The organism is Microbacterium sp. NRRL B-14842 (assembly GCF_050470785.1).
Genome location: NZ_JBFLUM010000042.1, coordinates 1 through 16,929 on the forward strand (window position 1 = coordinate 1; position 16,929 = coordinate 16,929).

10 protein-coding genes and 5 pseudogenes are annotated in these 16,929 nt (G+C 72.1%); 8 read left to right on the forward strand and 7 right to left on the reverse strand.

Features of this window, described 5'->3' with window-relative positions; all coding sequences use genetic code 11:
• A partial coding sequence (locus tag AB1285_RS20890) for a hypothetical protein (protein WP_429977807.1) occupies positions 1-568 on the reverse strand: 568 nt, incomplete at its 3' end.
• A 44-nt stretch (positions 569-612) separates the two neighbouring features.
• Here AB1285_RS20890 and AB1285_RS20895 point away from each other — a divergent pair.
• From AB1285_RS20895 to AB1285_RS20915, 5 genes and pseudogenes are all read left to right on the forward strand, one after another.
• The gene (locus tag AB1285_RS20895; protein ID WP_429977808.1) at positions 613-2,310 is read left to right on the forward strand and encodes an FtsX-like permease family protein; all 1,698 of its coding nucleotides are present in this window, start codon (positions 613-615) and stop codon (positions 2,308-2,310) included.
• Positions 2,311-3,619: 1,309 nt separating this feature from the next.
• Positions 3,620-3,724: pseudogene (locus tag AB1285_RS20900) on the forward strand (hypothetical protein); the annotation flags it as partial.
• A gap of 34 nt (positions 3,725-3,758) precedes the next feature.
• A pseudogene (locus AB1285_RS20905) lies at positions 3,759-3,878 on the forward strand (hypothetical protein); the annotation flags it as partial.
• Positions 3,879-4,062: 184 nt separating this feature from the next.
• Positions 4,063-7,221, forward strand: coding sequence for a DUF7507 domain-containing protein (locus AB1285_RS20910; RefSeq protein ID WP_429977809.1), 3,159 nt, complete (start codon positions 4,063-4,065; stop codon positions 7,219-7,221).
• Positions 7,136-7,921, forward strand: a complete 786-nt coding sequence (locus AB1285_RS20915; RefSeq protein WP_429977810.1) for an isopeptide-forming domain-containing fimbrial protein — start codon at positions 7,136-7,138, stop codon at positions 7,919-7,921. The genes AB1285_RS20910 and AB1285_RS20915 overlap by 86 nt, the downstream gene beginning before the upstream one ends.
• Before the next feature lie 50 nt (positions 7,922-7,971).
• Here the strand turns inward: AB1285_RS20915 and AB1285_RS20920 are convergent, their stop codons facing one another.
• Entirely contained in the window at positions 7,972-10,329 is a 2,358-nt protein-coding gene (locus AB1285_RS20920) for a LuxR C-terminal-related transcriptional regulator (RefSeq protein WP_429977811.1), read from the reverse strand.
• A 307-nt stretch (positions 10,330-10,636) separates the two neighbouring features.
• Here AB1285_RS20920 and AB1285_RS20925 point away from each other — a divergent pair, with 307 nt between their 5' ends.
• The 3 genes from AB1285_RS20925 (at position 10,637) to AB1285_RS20935 (ending at position 12,884) form a co-directional block, all read left to right on the forward strand.
• The gene (locus tag AB1285_RS20925; protein WP_429977483.1) at positions 10,637-11,167 is read left to right on the forward strand and encodes an ECF transporter S component; all 531 of its coding nucleotides are present in this window, start codon (positions 10,637-10,639) and stop codon (positions 11,165-11,167) included.
• A gap of 503 nt (positions 11,168-11,670) precedes the next feature.
• Positions 11,671-12,372, forward strand: a complete 702-nt coding sequence (locus AB1285_RS20930; RefSeq protein WP_429977812.1) for a DUF305 domain-containing protein — start codon at positions 11,671-11,673, stop codon at positions 12,370-12,372.
• Positions 12,369-12,884: a type II toxin-antitoxin system prevent-host-death family antitoxin gene (locus AB1285_RS20935; RefSeq protein ID WP_429977813.1), complete on the forward strand. Its 516-nt coding sequence runs from the start codon at positions 12,369-12,371 to the stop codon at positions 12,882-12,884. The genes AB1285_RS20930 and AB1285_RS20935 overlap by 4 nt, the downstream gene beginning before the upstream one ends.
• A 607-nt stretch (positions 12,885-13,491) precedes the next feature.
• Here AB1285_RS20935 and AB1285_RS20940 read toward each other — a convergent pair.
• From AB1285_RS20940 to AB1285_RS20960, 5 genes and pseudogenes are all read right to left on the reverse strand, one after another.
• Positions 13,492-14,217 (reverse strand): annotated as a pseudogene (locus tag AB1285_RS20940) (threonine/serine exporter family protein); the annotation flags it as partial.
• A gap of 1 nt (position 14,218) precedes the next feature.
• Positions 14,219-15,455, reverse strand: a pseudogene (locus AB1285_RS20945) (anaerobic C4-dicarboxylate transporter family protein).
• A gap of 114 nt (positions 15,456-15,569) precedes the next feature.
• Positions 15,570-15,947, reverse strand: a complete 378-nt coding sequence (locus AB1285_RS20950) for a Type 1 glutamine amidotransferase-like domain-containing protein (RefSeq protein WP_429977814.1) — start codon at positions 15,945-15,947, stop codon at positions 15,570-15,572.
• Positions 15,948-16,069: 122 nt separating this feature from the next.
• Positions 16,070-16,162 (reverse strand): annotated as a pseudogene (locus AB1285_RS20955) (peptidase E); the annotation flags it as partial.
• Positions 16,163-16,410: 248 nt separating this feature from the next.
• A complete protein-coding gene (locus AB1285_RS20960) occupies positions 16,411-16,674 on the reverse strand; it encodes a hypothetical protein (protein WP_429977815.1) in 264 nt (87 codons plus the stop codon).
• Between the last annotated feature and the right edge of the window lie 255 nt (positions 16,675-16,929).

The window sequence follows — 16,929 nt, forward strand, 5'->3', positions numbered from 1 at the left end:
GATCATCCGCGCCGACCTCCGTCATCATCGGCGCAGTCTCGCCGGGGTCTTCGTCGCCATCTTCGTCGCGAGTGCGCTCGTCACCGGACTCGGCGTGCTCGTCGAGTCCGGCATCCGCGGCGGCCTCGCCCCGCAGCGCTACACGGCGGCCGAGGTGGTCGTCGGGGCGGTGCAGCAGGTCGACGTGCCGGAGGACCTGCCGGTGCCGCTGCGTGAGCGCGCTCCCGTCCCCCGCCGACGCCGCGCGCGAGATCGCTGCGCTTCCGGGCGTCGAGGCCGTGGTCGCCGACGTGACCGTGCCTCTGTCGGTGCCCGGCGGGACGGCCCCTGCCGTGGTCGAGGCGCACCCCTGGTCCGCGACGGCACTCACCGGCTTCACGCTCGCGGAGGGGCGGGAGCCCGCCGCCGACGACGAGGTCGTGGTGGTCTCCGGAGCCGGGCACGCCGTGGGCGACTCCCTTGCGCTCGCCCACGGCGGCATCGCGGCGACGTACACGGTCGTCGGTGTGGTCTCGGCGGAGAGCCTGCCGGAGCGCGCGGTGTCGGTGTTCCTGACGGACGAGCGCATCCGCGACCTCGACCCGCACGACGGGGGCCCCGCAGGCGCTCGGCGTGTTCGTCGACGGGGACCCCGAGCGCACGGCGGTCGCGATCCGCGAGGCGTTCCCGGATCTGGTCGCCCGGACCGGAGACGCCAGAGGAGACGTGGAGTTCCTCGACTCGGCGGCGGCGCGCACCCTGCTCATCGCGATCGGCAGCGCGTTCGTGGGCACCTGCATCCTCGTCGCCCTGTTCATCGTCGCGGGGACGCTGTCGCTGTCGGTCCAGGCGCGTCGCCGCGAGTATGCCCTGCTCCGCGCGGTGGGGGCGACCCCGTCGCAGGTGCACGCCCTCATCGCGCGGGAGACGCTCGCGGTCGCCGTCGTCGCCGCGCTGCTCGGGATCGCCCCGGGGTACCTGCTGTCCTCCGCACTGCAGTCGGCGTTCGTGGCCGGAGGAGTCATCCCCGGCGACTTCGCCCTCGCGCTGAGCCCGTTCCCGGCGTTGAGCGCACTGGTGCTGGTGCTCGGAGCGGCCTGGGGAGCGGCGCGCATCGCGGCCCGGCGCCCCGCCCGCCTCGATCCGATCGAGGCGCTGCGCGAGTCCTCGACGGGCCAGGGCCCGATCGGCCTGCCCCGCATCATCACCGGCATCGTGTTCGCCGCCGCCGGCGTCTCGGTCTCGACCGTCCCGCTGATGCTCCGCGGCGACGCAGCGGTCGGCGCCTCCGCCGGAGCCGCGATCATGCTCATCGTGGCGCTCGCGCTCCTGGGACCGTGGCTCGTCGCCCTGTGCGTGCGCCTCGTCGGGCCGGTGCTGCGTCGTTCGTCGGCCGCGGGCTTCCTCGCCGCCGCCCACACCACCGCGGGCAGTCGGCGGATGGCGGCCGCGATCCTCCCGATCGCCCTCGGCATCGGGTTGGGTCTCGTGCAGATCGGCGGGCCGGCGATCGTCGCGGACGAGGCCGCGACCCAGGCCCGGGCCGGGGTCACCGCCGACCTGCGTGTGGCCGCTCCGGCCGGGCTCTCCCCCGACGCCGTCGGCGCGCTGCGCGACGAGCCGGGGGTGACGGCAGCGACCGGCGTGGTCGTCAGCACCGCGGTGCTCGACTCGCTCGACATCGAAGGTCAGATCGAGCGCACGGAGTACGTGCTCCAGGGCGTGGACCCGACGACCGCGGACGGCCTGCTCGACCTGCGGGTGCAGGAGGGGTCCCTCACCGCCCTCGACGGCGGTGCGACCGTCGCGGTCAGCGCCGATGCGGCGCACACGCTCGGCCTCGACGTCGGCGACCCGGTGACGGGCGTCCTCGGCGACGGGGCGCCGCTGGAGGCGACCGTGGTCGGCATCTACGAGCGCGGTCTCGGGTTCGGCGATCTCACCATGGCGGTCGACCACGTCCGCGCGCACACCTCCGCAGCGCTCGACTCGTTCGCCCTCCTGTCGGTGGACGGTGACGCGCCGGCCGACGCCTTCGCCGCCGACGGTCTGCAGGTGGCCCCCGGCTCGGGTCAGAAGCCCAGCATGACCGGGGCCGTGTCGCAGCAGGGATGGGTGAGCCTCATCGGTCTGCTGGTCATCCTCGGGTACATCGCGATCGCCGTCGTGAACACGCTCGTCATGGCGACGGGGGAGCGGTCCCGGGAGTTCGCCCTGCTGCAGCTCATCGGCGCCTCCCGGGGACAGGTGCGCGCCACGATGCGCACCGAGGCGATCCTGATCGCCGCCCTCGCGATGGTCTTCGGCGTGCTGGTGGCGATCCCGCCCTGATGGGATGAGCTACGGCATCTCCGGGCAGCCGCTCCCGGCGATGCCCGTGCTCGGCTCCCTCGCGATCGTCGGCGGCATGGGCGCGCTCGCCCTCGTCGCGCTGCGGGGTCGCGACAGGGGCCGCGCTGCGCCGCCGCCCGATCGAGGAGATCGGCTCTCGCGAGTAGGCCCGCGACCACCGGAGGGCGCATCGGGATCCCGGTGCGCCCTCCGGCGTGCCGTCCCGGGGTGAAAAGGAGGGGTGAATTCCCCCGGTTCGGTCGGGGGCCTCCGCGGCAGCCGGGCAGGCTGGCGGAGGCCCGGACCGAGTCCACCCTGCCCGAAAGGGTGCTCGGCGGTCGCCTGAGGGGGCGGGGGCTTCCGTGTGCGCGGATGCGTGCCGGAACGCGATGAATGGGGAGAGCAGTCATGGGATTCCGTGTTGCCCGCAAGGACCGCACGTCCGATGGCCTTCCGCCGGAGCGGCACAGCCGCTGGCGGGGCCGGACGAAGAGGCTGATCGGCGGTGCCGTGAGCACGGCGCTCGTCGCGTCGTCGATGATCGTCGTCGGCGGGACGCTGACCGCCGCGCCTGCCGCCGCGGCAGAGCCGTTCCTCTGCACGCCGGGAGCGGTGTACGTGCAGAGCGCCACCGAGGTGCGCGAGTTCGCCGTGAACGAGCAGGGCGGCACCCTCGGCGCCACGAGCATCGGCCTCGGCCACTCCGACAACGGGCTCGGCCTGTCGGCGGACGGAACGTACGCGTACACGGTGACCAACGTCGGCACGGACAAGGTGCTGGCCAAGCACGACCGTCGGGGCGAGGGGAACGACGACCCGAACGCCGTTCACGCTGGGAACCAGCCGCACAGACTCCTCTGTCCTCCGAGGGGCCGTGCATCCCGTCACGGGCGTGTACTACTTCGCCAGCGGCACGCTCGATGGCGCCATCAACCTTTATGCGTGGAACGAGAGCGTCACGCCGCAGACCTACGTGCAGGTAGGCAAGCTGCGCCCGACTACCGGCAGCAGCGCCTTCGGGGCCAACGGCGACATGGCCTTCAGTGCCTCCGGTCAGCTCGTGCTGGTCGCCGACCGATACATCTACTCCGCCGACCTGCCCGCAACGCTCCAGCCCAGCACGGCCACGATCGATGCCAAGCAGGTGCACGACATGGGCGCGGGCGTGCAGGGCAACGGCATCGCGTTCGGGAACCTCGGCCACATCTTCGTCTCGGTGGGGGGGACCAACCCGTACATCGTCGAGGTCGATCTGCCCCGCGGACAGACCGTCAACACCACCTCGCTCGGGTCCTTCTCGCCCACCGACATGGCGAGCTGCACGTTCCCGAACACGCTGACGCTGAAGAAGGATCTCCCCGAAGGCCGTCACGCCGGGACCGACCAGTTCGGGCTCCGCGTGCAGTCGCCGGTCGGCTACCAGGTCGCGCAGACCGACGCCGTCACCCGTGGCGACCGCTCCGGTCTGCAGCCGGACTACGTCGGCCCCGTGTTCACCAACCAGGGGGGACACCTTCCGGCTGTCCGAGTCGGCGGCGGGCTCGACCGACCTCACGAAGTACGACGCCTCCCTCGTCTGCCTGCAGGTGAACGCCGACGGCTCGACCACCCCGGTGGCCGTCACCGCCGACGGACAGGTCACCCAGCCGTCCGGCCCGCTCGGCACCGGACGTCACGTGCACCTACACGAACGTCCGCCTCGCGCCGGACCTCGCGCTCCGCAAGACCTCCGACCCCGCCGACGGCACCGCCGTGCAGGCCGGCCAGCGACTGACCTACACGGTGCAGGCCGAGAACACCGGCAACACCCGCCTCGACCCGGTCACCGTGACCGACGACCTGTCGAGTGTGCTCGCCAACGCCGAGTACCAGGGCGACGTGGCCACGGCGATCGACGGCGACCCGGTGTCGTCCGGCGCCGCCACCGTCACGGGGCGACGACCTCGCCTGGACCGGTGCCCTCGAGCCGGGCAGGTACTCACGATCACGTACTCCGTCGTCGTCGACGAGGGCGTGGAGGGCGAGCGCATCGCCAACCGCGTCACCGCATCCGGCACGCCGCCCGGGGGTCTGCCTCCGATCACCCCTCCAGCCGTCACCACCGAGCACCCCGTCGCCGGCTTCGAGGTCGCGAAGACCTCCGATCCCGCCGCGGGCACCGTGGTGGAGCCGGGCCAGACCATCGAGTACACCGTCACGGGCACGAACACCGGGGCGACCGTCCTGAACCCGGCGACCGTCACCGACGATCTCTCCGGCGTGCTCGCGAGCGCCGCCTTCAACGGACGACATCACGACCACGGTCGGCGGCACCACCGTCACCACGGGCGGCGCGACCCTGACGGGAACGCCCTCGCCTGGACCGGAACGCTTCAGCCCGGACAGACCGTGACGATCACGTACTCGGTGACCGTGGGCGACGACACCTCCGGCGAGATCCTGCGCAACAGCGTGACCGGATCGGGCACTCCCACCACCCCGAACCCGGGCGACCCGACCGGGCCGCAGGTTCCGGGTGACCTCATCGTCCCGCCGACGGTCACCACCGAGCACCCCGTGATCGGCTCCGGCTTCACGATCTCGAAGTCGGCCGACCCCGCCTCCGGCACGGCCGTGTCCGCCGGTGACACGATCACCTACACGATCACCGGCACCAATACGGGCGACACCGACCTCGATCCCGCGGAGATCGTCGACGACCTGTCGGGCGTGCTCGGCTCCGCCGGCTACAACGACGACGTCACGGCCGACCGCGGCTCCGTGCGGGTCGCCGACGCCACCCTCACCTGGACCGGCGCTATCCCGCGCGGGGAATCGGTCACGATCCGCTACACCGTGACGGTGGACGCGGGTGTCGAGAAGGCCCTGCTGCACAACGTCGTCACCGGATCGGCCACGCCGCAGATCCCGACCGACCCCGCCGACCCCTCCGGGGCGAAGACGCCGGGGACCCCGATCGTCCCGCCGGCGGCGGAGACGGAGCACCCCGTCGTCGACACGGGCTTCGAGGTCACGAAGTCGGCCGACCCGGCCTCCGGCACCGCCGTCCGCGCGGGTGACACGATCACCTACACGGTCTCGGGCGTCAACACCGGCAACACGGTCCTCGACCCCGCGACGATCGTCGACGACCTCTCGGCCGTCCTCGCGAACGCGGAGTACGGCGGCGACGCGAAGGCCTCGTCCGGATCCGTCACGCTCTCCGGCACCACCCTCACCTGGACCGGGACGCTCGCTCCCGGCGACCGCGTCGACATCACCTACACGGTGACGGTGGACGAGGAGGCGACGGGCGTGCTGCTCCGCAACACGGTGTCCGGTGAGGGCACCCCGCTGATCCCGACCGACCCGACCGACCCGGAGAGTCCGACGACGCCGGGCACCCCGGTCGAGACCCCGCCGGCGACGACGGAGCACCCCGTCGCGACCCCCGGGTTCACCGTCACCAAGACGGCCGACCCGGCGACGGGCACGCGCGTCGACCCCGGCACCGTGATCACCTACACCGTGACCGGCCGCAACACGGGCGACACCGTCCTCGACCCCGTCGAGATCGGCGACGACCTGCGCGCGGCGCTGGCCCACGCGGCGTACAACGACGACGTGTCCGCGACCCGCGGCGATGTCCGCGTGGCCGACGGCGCCCTGTCGTGGAACGGCGTGCTGCGCCCCGGCCAGGACGTCGTGATCACCTACTCGGTGACCGTCGACGCCACCGCCGGCGGCGAGACCATCGCGAACACGGCGACGGGAGAGGCGACCCCGCTCATCCCCGCCGACCCGAGCGACCCCGAGAGCCCCACGACTCCCGGCACGCCGATCACGCCGCCGCCGTCAAGCACGGAGCACCCCGTGAACGAGCCCGGCTTCGCGTTCGCCAAGACCGTCGACCCCGCCGCCGGTACCGCTGTCGACCCCGGTGACGTGCTCACCTACACGCTGACCGCGGTCAACACGGGCCAGACGGCGCTCGACCCGGTGACGATCACCGACGACCTGTCCGGCGTGCTGCCGTACGCGACGTTCAACGCGGACGCCGTGGCGAGCATCGCGGGTGCCGCTGCGGCTCCCGCGACCCTGGACGGCACCGAGCTGTCGTGGACGGGGGCGCTCGCGGTCGGCCAGACCGTGACCGTCACCTACTCCGTGACCGTGAGCGCCGACGGCGTCGGCACCGTGATCGAGAACGCGGCGTCCGCGACGGCGACCCCGCCCGGAGGATCCACGATCACGCCGCCGCCCGGTGTCACGACCAACCCGGTCAACGAGCCCGGATTCTCGGTCTCGAAGAGCGTCGACCCGGCTGCGGGCACGGCGGTCGACCCGGGCAGTGTCCTCACCTACACGGTGACCGGCGTGAACACGGGGGAGACGGCTCTCGACCCTGTCACCATCACCGATGACCTCTCCGGTGTCCTGGCGCACGCCGAGTACAACGACGATGCGACCGCGACGATCGGCGGCACGGTGACCACCGCGCCGACGGTGGCCGAGGAGGGGCTGTCGTGGACGGGTGCGCTGCAGGTCGGCGAGACCGTCACGATCACCTACTCGGTGACTGTGCGGGCGGATGCCGGCGGGTCCGTGATCGAGAACTCGGCCTCCGGCTCGGCGACCCCGCCCGGTGGCGTGCCGCCCATCGAGACGCCGCCGGCGACGACCGAGAACCCCGTGAACGAGCCGGGCTTCGAGCTGCACAAGTTCGCCGACCCCGCCTCCGGCACGCGTGTCGACCCGGGCAGCGTCGTCACCTACACGGTGACCGGCTGTGAACACGGGGGAGACGGCGCTGGCTCCGGTCCGCATCGTCGACGACCTCTCGGGTGTGCTCGCCCACGCCGCCTACAACGGCGACGCGACGGCGACCCTGAGCGACGGCACCGCCGCGACACCCGTCGTCGCGGGAGATGAGCTCACCTGGACCGGTGACCTCGCGGTCGGCGAGCGCGTCACGATCACCTACTCGGTGACCGTGCACGGCGACGCCGGCGGCGTGATCATCGCGAACACCGTCGAGGGCACGGCGACGCCTCCGGGTGGCGCCGAGCTGACCCCGCCGCCGGTGACGACGGAGAACCCCGTCGGCACCCCGGGCTTCGCGTTCGTCAAGACGTCCGACCCCGCATCCGGCTCCGCCGTCGCGACGGGCAGCGTCGTGACCTACACCCTCACCGGCACCAACACCGGCGAGACGGGTCTGGACGAGGTCGTCGTCACGGACGACCTGGCCGGAGTGCTGCGGCACGCCGACCTCCGCGGCTCGGCGACCGCCACGGTGGGTGACCGTGCGGTGGCCGCGCCGACGATCGACGGCACGACGCTGCGCTGGACCGGCAGCCTCGCGGAAGGGGAGCGCGTCGTGATCACCTATGCGGTGACCGTGCACGCCGACGCGGCGGGAGCGACGCTGCGGAACGCGGCCACGGCGTCGGCCACGCCTCCCGGCGGGGAGACGATCACGCCCCCGACGAGCACGACCGAGAACCCGGTGCTGACGCCGCTCGCCCTCACGGGTGGACAGCTGGCGCCGTGGGTCCTCGGGCTCGCGATCGCCCTCCTGATCGGCGGTGCCGTGCTGCTGCTGGTGCGCCGACGCCGCCTGCAGAGCTAGCGGTTCCGCCGGAGAGCCCCGCCCGTCGTCTGCGACGGGCGGGGCTCTCGTCATCCGCGGAGGAGGCCGTGCCGGGCGGCCTGTTCGAGCGCCTCCGTACGGTTGGCCGCGTCGAGCTTGCGGTAGATGCTGCGGAGCTGCGTCTTCAGGGTGTTCGGCGAGACCTGGAGCTCCGCGGCGATCTCGGGCAGCGGCGCCCCGGTGGTGAGCGCGTGCAGCACCACCTGCTCCCGCGAGGACAGCCTCGGGCGGGCGGCGAACGACGGCAACGCGGATCGGTCGGGCAGCGGCGCGCCGCCGATCGGAGCGAGGTCGGCGCGGACGGCGGCGAAATCCTCGGCGCTGAGCAGCGCCAGCGGGGTGCGCAGTCCGCGGTCGGCGAGCTGGGCGTTCAGCGCCGCGGTCACGGCCTGCGCGGCGGCGGGACTGACCCGGTGGAGGGCGGCACTCTGCACCGCCGCGGCCTCCGCGCGCTCGCGTGAGGTCGTCGGCTCGAGGCGCGTGTGAGAGAGGAGCCGCGCCGCCTCGGGCGCGCGACCGTCGATCAGGGCGACCCTGGCCCGTTCCAGAAGGGTGCCGAAGCGGTCCGCCCCGGCGTCGCGCTGCTTGATGCCGCGCGCGGCGCGGATGTCGCCGAGGGCGAGGTGGAGCAGGATCCGCGGGCGGCTCAGCGCCTGGCGGGCCGGCGGAGAGCCGGCCTCGCGTCCGCGCAGTCGGGCGAACGACTCCAGTCGCTCCAGTCCGCCCGCGGCATCGCCCTCATGCAGCGCGATCCAGGCTTCGACCGTCGCCATCGTCGTCCAGTGCTCGCTCGTCGCCCGGTGCGGGAGGAAGGCGCGCGCGTGGTGCTTGGCTGCGGCGAGGTCGCCGTCCTCGACCGCCAGCATCGCCTCGGCGACGCGGTAGAACGTGCCGCGGTAGCCGTCCAGCTGCGCGGGATCCCACGAGCCGTCGCGGATGATCTCGACATAGTGCCGGGCCTCCGGCAGATCGCCGTTGAGGGCGTGGATCCCGCCGAGGAGGCTGACGGCGTGGAACGCCTTCCCGCTGCCCTGCGACGCCGCGAGGGCGGCGGCCTCGTCGAACAGGCGCACGGCCTGTTCCCGACGGCCGCCGTAGTAGAGCGAGATGCCGAGGTGCGTGCAGAGCAGCGGCATCTCCATCGCGTACTGCTCCCACTGGGACTCGGGTGTCTCGGTGAACAGAGCCAGCGCGCGGGCGGCCACCTGCCCCGCCCTGTCGGGCATCCCGATCACGCGCAGCGCCGCACTCTCGGCAGTCCAGATGAACAGGCGCTCCGTCGGCGAGAGCGTGTTCCGACGGGCGTTCGCGGCGGAGATCGCCATCCGCAGCAGCTGCAGTCCGCGCACCCGCCGGAGCCGGTTGGCATTGAGGCAGATGCCCAGGAGCATGGCCACCAGCGGCTCCTGCTTCAGCCGGGCGAGAGGCAGGTCGCCCAGCAGCGCCACGACCCGGCGACCGTCGTGGTCCAGGAGGTGGCTCCACCCGGACATGATGACGTGGGCCGCGAGGTGGAGGTCGTCCTCCTCCATCGCGAGGCGCAGTCCTTCGAAGGGGGCGCCGCGGCGCAGGGCGCCCTCGATCGCGAGGCGTCGGAGCACGCGGATCTCGGCGGGGAACCGCCGCAGGAGGTCGTGACGCAGCAGGGTGCGGGCCGGCGCGGCGATCGTGAAGGTCCGGCGCCCGGAGTCCGTCGACCATCGGCCGAAGCCGAACGCCTCGGCCTCGTCGAGGGCCGTGCCGATGTCCGGATCGCTGCTGAGGGCCTGCGCCAACGGCAGGTCGACCGTGTCCGTGATGCTGATCCGGATAAGACCCTCCAGGACGCCGGCGCCGAACGTGCCCTCCTCCATGCGGCTGCGGAGGTAGTCGTCGACCGCCGCCGTCGCGACCTCCACGATCGTCGTGCCGTCGGGGGCACGGCCGCGGAGAGCGACGGCACGCACGACCGCCGCGAATCCCTCGGTGGCCGCCCGCACGGCGACGGCGGTGTCCTCGTCCACGTCGAGAGCGCGGCGGATCTCGTCGGTGTCGAACGCGAGGTCTTCCGGAGAGATCAGCGCGGTGTCGATCACGAGGCCGATGCCGTCGCTGTCGAAGGGACTGGGGCGATTCGTGGCGACGATCAGGCGGACGTGCGACGGGACGGCGACCGTGCGGCAGAGGTCGAAGACCGCATCCCGGTCGAGCGCGGCGGCGTCGTCCAGGACGATGACGACAGGCTCCTCGTGATCGCACAGGTAGTGCCCGACGGCGGGCCAGCCGTCCCCGGTGGCCGGATCGGTGCTGCCTGCGCCCGTGTCCGTGTCCGTGCCGCGCAGCACCCGCAGCAGCGCAGATGCCAGTGCCGGGCTCGTCGCCAGGGCCGGTGTGACCGTGAGCCACACGACCCGGGCGGAGCAGGTGAAGGCCCAGCCGACCAGGGCGGTGGTCTTCCCGGAGCCCGCGGCGCCGCGCCAGCAGCGTGAGCGGAGCTCCCGCGTCCAGCACCGCGTTCAGCCGCGGACGCCCGATCACGTGCGCGGAAACCCGCGGAAACCTCGTGTCCCCCTTGCGCGCCGAAAGCCGGCATCGTCCCTCCCCAGGTACGCATCCCCACCCCTACGATATCCAAACCCGCACGGTGCAGGACGCTGCGGAGCGGGGGGCGCCGGGAGTTCTAGGCTCGGAGGAGTGAGTGATCCGATATCGCCCGTGTCCCGCCGTGTGCCGACCAGCGCCCTGCTCGTGAGCGCAGCCCTCGGCGCGGTTCAGGCCCTCGTCTTCCTGGCTGTCGTCCCGGTCACGAGCGTGCTGGCCGCTGCCTCCCCTCCCGCGTATGCCCTGGTCGCGGCCGTGCACACCGCACTGCCCTTCCTCGCCCGCGTCGTCACCCGGGTCCCTGGCATGGCGACGCTGGCCGCCTTCGTGACCGGGGTGCTGACGCTCGCGGTGTCCCCGATCGGGCTGCTCGGGGTGGTGCCGCTCGTCCTCGGCGGCGCGGTCCTCGACCTCGCGCTGCCGTTCCGGCGCGACGCCGCGGTCCGCCCGGGTCGTGTCCTGCTCGCCGGCGCCGTGACCGGGGTGGTGCTCTTCCTCGTGGCCCTCCCGGTGTTCTCCCCGGAGCACCTCGTCCCGCCGGTGCTCATCGCCACGCTGCTCGGCCGGGTGCTCGGGGAGCTCGCTGTGGCGGGAGTCGTCCTCGCCGTCCGCCGGCTGCTGCGTCGCGCGGGCGTCGCCCACTGACTGGGTTCACTATACCCCCACCGGGTATAGTGAACCCATGGCCGGTCGTCGCGTGCTCCAGAGGGCGCTGCTCGTCGTCCTCCCTCGTGGGCGGCGTCGTGCTCGGGCTCCTCGGCATGCACGCGCTCGACACGCACGGCACCCCCGGAGCGCACGCGATGGCGGGCCACGCGGCACCGGTGCCCGGGCACCCCTCGGCGTCGGCGGCGCATGCGGTGTCCGTCGCCGAGGCGGCCGTCGTCCCCGACGACTCCGCGGGGGATGGCGGCGCGGCCTGCGTCCTCGCGCTCCTCGGCGGACTGCTCCTGGTGCTGCGCCCCCACCCGCGCGGCCGTGATCGCTCCCCTGCTGCGCGCCCTCCGCGTGCGCGCGGGAACCGCCGCCGCCCCTCTCCGTCCCCCCTCACTCCACGACCTCTGCATCAGTCGGACCTGATCGGCGCTGGTGAGCGCCCGGGCTCCGCGACCGCGGACGCCCTTCCGACAGACAGAGATGAGAGAGAAATGAAGAATCGAACCGCTGCCGCCGCCGCCCTCGTGCTGGTCGGAACCCTCGCCCTCGCGGGATGCGCCTCGGCCGCACCTGCAGGACCAGCTGACCACTCCGGTATGGATCACTCCACCTCGGACGCCCCGCTGGCCGGAGCGAACGAGGCCGATGCGATGTTCGCGTCCATGATGATCGTCCATCACGAGCAGGCCGTCGAGATGTCGGACATCGTGCTCGCGAAGGATGACGTCGACCCACGGGTGACCGACCTCGCCGAACGCATCACGGCCGCTCAGGGCCCGGAGATCGAGCAGCTGCAGGGATGGCTCGACGACTGGGGTGCCGAGGCGGGTGACCCCGCCGAGATGGACCACGGTGACGGCATGATGAGCGACGACGACCTCGCCGCGCTCGAAGCCGCCGCGGGCCCGGAGGCGTCCCGGCTGTTCCTGGAGCAGATGATCGCCCACCACGAGGGCGCGGTCGAGATGGCCGAGACGGAGGTCGCGGACGGCGAGAACGCCGACGCGGTCGCCCTCGCGCAGGACATCGTCGACGCGCAGACCCGCGGAGATCGCGGAGATGAAGGAGATCCTCGCCACGCTCTGATCGACACCGGGTCCCGCGTCGCCTCCGCGGCGCGGGCCCCCGTCGCCTTTCTGCGACCTGTCCTTTCCGCGCTGTTCTGTACGTTTCGCACTACTATGGACTCATGAGCGAGATCGCGATCACGGAAGCCCGGGGGCGGCTGGCGTCCATCATCGACGAGGCGCGCAAGGAGCCCGTCTATCTCACCCGACGAAACCTCCCGGTGGCGGCTGTCGTCGATGCCAGCCTGCTGAAGCGACTCCTCGAAGGACGCGGAGGAACTGGCCGACATCCGCGCGGTCGATGCCGCTTGGGAGGAGACCGCGCGACTGGCCGAGACGCCGATCCCGTGGGAGGAGGTGAAGCGGGACCTCGGGCTCGTGCCGTGACCTACGACGTCCAGGTCCTGCCTGTCGCCGTGCGGGCGATCCGCAAGCTCCCTCCTGAGGCGAGGCGACGTATCCAGGCCGTCATCGAGCTCCTCTCCGAAGACCCGCGGCCCCCCGCGGCACGCAAGCTCACCGCCGACCGGAGTGGCGGGTGCGGACGGGGGGACTACGGGGTGCTCTACCGGATCGAGGACGGGATCCTGACGGTCGTCGTCGTGCACGCCGGCCACCGTCGCGAGGTGTACCGCTAGCGATCGCGGCGGCGCAGGCGGCGCAGCGGGGCAGACAGGCGGTGCCAGAGCGTCGGCGCGGGCTCTTCGTCCTCCGCGGGCGGCGGGGGCGACGGCGAACTGGACGAACTCCTCCGCGCCGTGGTGCACGACGCGGTAGAGCGCCGTGCCGATGAGCACACCAGGGCGATCGACATGACGGAGACGAGGGCGGCGGTGAAGTCGGCGAGACCGTTGTCGGTCGCCACCGCCTCGGTGAGTCCCACCAGCCCCGCCGCTCCCGGCACCAGCAGCCAGAACGCGGGGAGGAACGTGAGCTGCGACGGGGCCCCGTGGCGCAGCCACGGCGATCCAGAACACGACCGGCGTGACGGCGACCGCGCCGACGAAGCCGCCGACCGCCGGGTCGATGAACTCCGTTCCCGCCCATTGGCCGAGGTAGGCGACGACCAGGGCGAGCAGCACCCACCCGAATGTGGACGGCGGGGAGGAGAAGTGCAGGTAGTTGCCGAGTGCGAACACGAGGATGCCCAGCAGCGGCACCCACCAGGGCAGGTAAGGACGAGGAGGCGTCGAGCGCCTCGTACGAGTCGCTCGAGACGCCCACCACCGCGCCCGCGGCGAGGATGCCGAAGGCGAGGAGGGCGAGCTGCACGAACCCGTAGATGAGGCGGGACGCACCGGAGATCATCTGCCCGGCTGCGAGCTCGACCGTCGCCGTGGTGAGCACGCCGCCGGGGAGGAAGGTCACCAGCGGCGCGATCAGCAGCCGGATCGGGTCGCCGATCTCGATCACCTCCGCGAGCAGGAACACCGCGGCGGCGCACACGAAGGCCGCGGCGATGGGCATGACCAGCTGCAGTGTGGGGGAGCGCACGAGCTTGAGCAGGCCGATCCCGAACCCGAGCACGAAGGCGACGAGCGCGCCCTGCCAGGTCGGCGCGAGCAGGAGCGCGAGGCCGGTCGTGAGGATGGCATGCCCGAGCGTGCGGGTGAACCAGCCGAGCCGCGGGCGCATCGCGCCGATCTCGTTGAGCCGCCGGATGCCGTCCAGCGGGTCCACGGCGCCGGTCTTCGCCTGCGCGATGAGGTCGTACAGCGCGGCGATCTGGTCGAAGCGGAACGAGGCGTTCGTGGCCGACCGGAACGCGACCCGCTGCTCCTCCGCGTCCCCCGTCTCCACGATGATGATCGTCGGCAGGACGACGAAGTCGGCGCCGTCTCCCCCCGATGCCGTGGCCACCTCGGCGATCGTGTCCCGGATGCGGTCGACGGACTCCGCCGATGCATTCATGCCCTGAGCCAGTCCCAGGAGGAACTGCCGCAGCGCCGACCGGTCGACGACGTCGGTCATGTCACGTGAACAGGAACGACAGCGCCACCCCGACGACGATCGCCGTGCCGACGTAGACGAGGTTCGGCAGCTGGAACGAGTGGTCGATGACGAACTTGCCCATCTTCGTCGTTCCGGTCTGGTCGAACGCGACCCGTCGCCACCTGGCTGCCGTTGGCGGGCAGCGTGTAGATGCCCATCGCCGCCGGCCACAGCCCCACCAGCAGGGAGGCGGGCAGACCGATCGTGATGCCGATCGGGACGATCGCGTTCGTGGCGCTCGATTGGCTGGTCGTGAGCATGGCGACAGCGAAGAGCGCCAGCGCGAACAGCAGAGCGCCGAGGAAGGCGGACGATCCGGAGACGACCGAGCCCAGCCGTCGACGATGAGGGTCTGGTTCGCGGCGACGAACGTGTTGGCGAGCCAGGCGATGCCGAACAGGGCGATGGCCCCGACGATGCCCGCGGGGAACGTGGACTGCTTCGGCACGTCGGCGGCCTTGACCTTGCAGAACACGAAGATCAGCGCGGCGATGATGCCCATGACGACCTCGATGATCACCGTGACGCTCAGGCGGAGCGGGTCGCCGTCGTCATCGGTGCCGATGACCGGACGGAGGTTCTCGAACAGGCCGAAGAAGACGATCACCGCGACGCCCGCGAGGAACAGCGAGGCCGAGAGCACGGCGGTCGGCGGGAGCTTGTTCTCGTGCGCGTCGACGGTGGGCGGCTTGATCTGCCCCTCCGCCAGGCGCTTCTGGTACTCCGGGTCGTCCTCGAGGTCCTTGCCGTGACGCATCATGACCAGGGCGGCGACGAGCAGGCCCGCGATCGAGCCGGCCACATGATGAGGAGCAGGCCGCCGAGGTCGACGCCCTGCGGCGCGAGCAGCACGACCATCGATGCGGTGGCCGCGGAGACCGGCGAGCACAGGATGCCGACCTGCGAGGCGACGGCCGAGACCGACAGCGCCCGCTCCGGCCGGATCTTCTGCTGGTAGGAGACGTCGTAGATCACGGGCAGCAGCGGGTAGAAGATGTTGCCGGTCCCGCGCCGACCGTGAAGAGGAACGACATGGCCGGCGCGAGGAAGACGACGGACTTCGGGCGTTTGCGGATGACCTTCGCGGCCACCGACACCATCCAGTCGATGCCGCCGGCGGCCTGCATGGTCGAGGCCGCGGTGATGACCGTGATGACGATGAACACCGCGTCGACGGGGGCGTTGCCGGGGGCCTCCCCGAACACGAACACGAGCACCGCGACGCCGACGAGGCCCCCACACGCCCAGGCCGATCCCGCTCGTGCGGGTGCCCATGAAGATCGCCAGGACGACGACGATGAGCTCGGCGACGAGGATCCAGACGCTGTCGTTCACGACGACGGCCCCTTCACGATCGGCGCCGCCCCGGTGAGGACCTGCACCGGCAGCTCGGTCTCGACGATATTCCCGTCGGCCGCCTCGACCTTCAGCGCCAACGCGTTCTCGACCGGGCTGACCGCCGTGACGAACTCGCTGTTCTCGAAGTGCAACGACTGCAGGTTGCCCACCGCATACCCGGTGGAGAGCTCGCCGCTGAGCAGGGAGGCGTGGAAGAGCGGCCGTCGCTGGTCCTCGGCGTCGTAGTGCGGACAGAAGCTGCCGTGCAGGAACCCGAGGCCCTCGGGGAGCACCTGCAGCGTGGGTCCGTAGCTGTCGGTCGTGCCGCCCTCGAACCAGCAGATGCCGCCCGCGCTGCCTCCCGTGAACACGACGTTCGACGAGGGGTCCTCCCCACATCTCGCGCATGATCTCGTCGAGGCCCTGACGCTTCCAGACGTCGAGCATGTTGGCGGGTGTTCCCGCCGCCGACGTGGATGACGTCGAAGCCCTTCACGAACCCGGCCAGGTCGTCGACGGCGCGATGGAACAGCGGCAGGTGGTGCGGCGCGCATCTGTCGGAGTCGTACGTGGAGTAGAAGCTCACGATGTAGGCGGTGTCATCGCCGGTCGCGGTGCCGACGAAGAGGACCCGAGGCCGCTCCTTGCCCGGTGAGCTTCAGGATGTACTCGTGCGTCGGATCGTTCCGACGTTCCATCATGGCCTTGCCGGCCCCGGTTGCGACGACGTGCGACATGCCCCCACCTCACTGTCGAGTGTGAATGCGCTCAACCTAGCGTCGCGCCGTCACCGCCGTCCAGAGCGGTCACCCTGGCCGGGTGAATCCGCGCCTCTCAGCCGAAGACGCGAGCCGTGCCGACCATGCCTTCCAGGAGGGCGGCTGTGCGGGCGCGCGGTCCCTCCGGCGCGATGCCGAGGACGCGGGCGAGCTCCAGGGCGAGAGCGGCGTGTCCGGCGGCGCTGGGGTGGAAGGGGTCGTTCATGAGGCCCCACGGCATCCCGCCACCGCCCAGCTCCGCGAAGTGCGCGTACTGGTCGACGAGGATCACGTCCTCCGCGGACGCGACCCGACGGACGGCCTCGGCGAAGTCGGCGATCCGCGCCCCGCTCCGGCGCGTTGCGGACGTCGATGGCGGGCGGCGTCTGGAGCACCGGGATGGCGCCGATTTCGCGCACCCGGCTCACGAAGTCATGCAGGGAGGCGGCGTAGTCGTCCGGCGAGATCACCGGTCGGGGCCCCGCCGTCCGAGGCGTCGTTGGTGCCGACCATGAGGGTGACGACATCCGGCTGCCAGCCCGCGACCCGACGCTCCCAGTCGTCGAGGATGTCGACGATCCGGTTGCCGCTGATC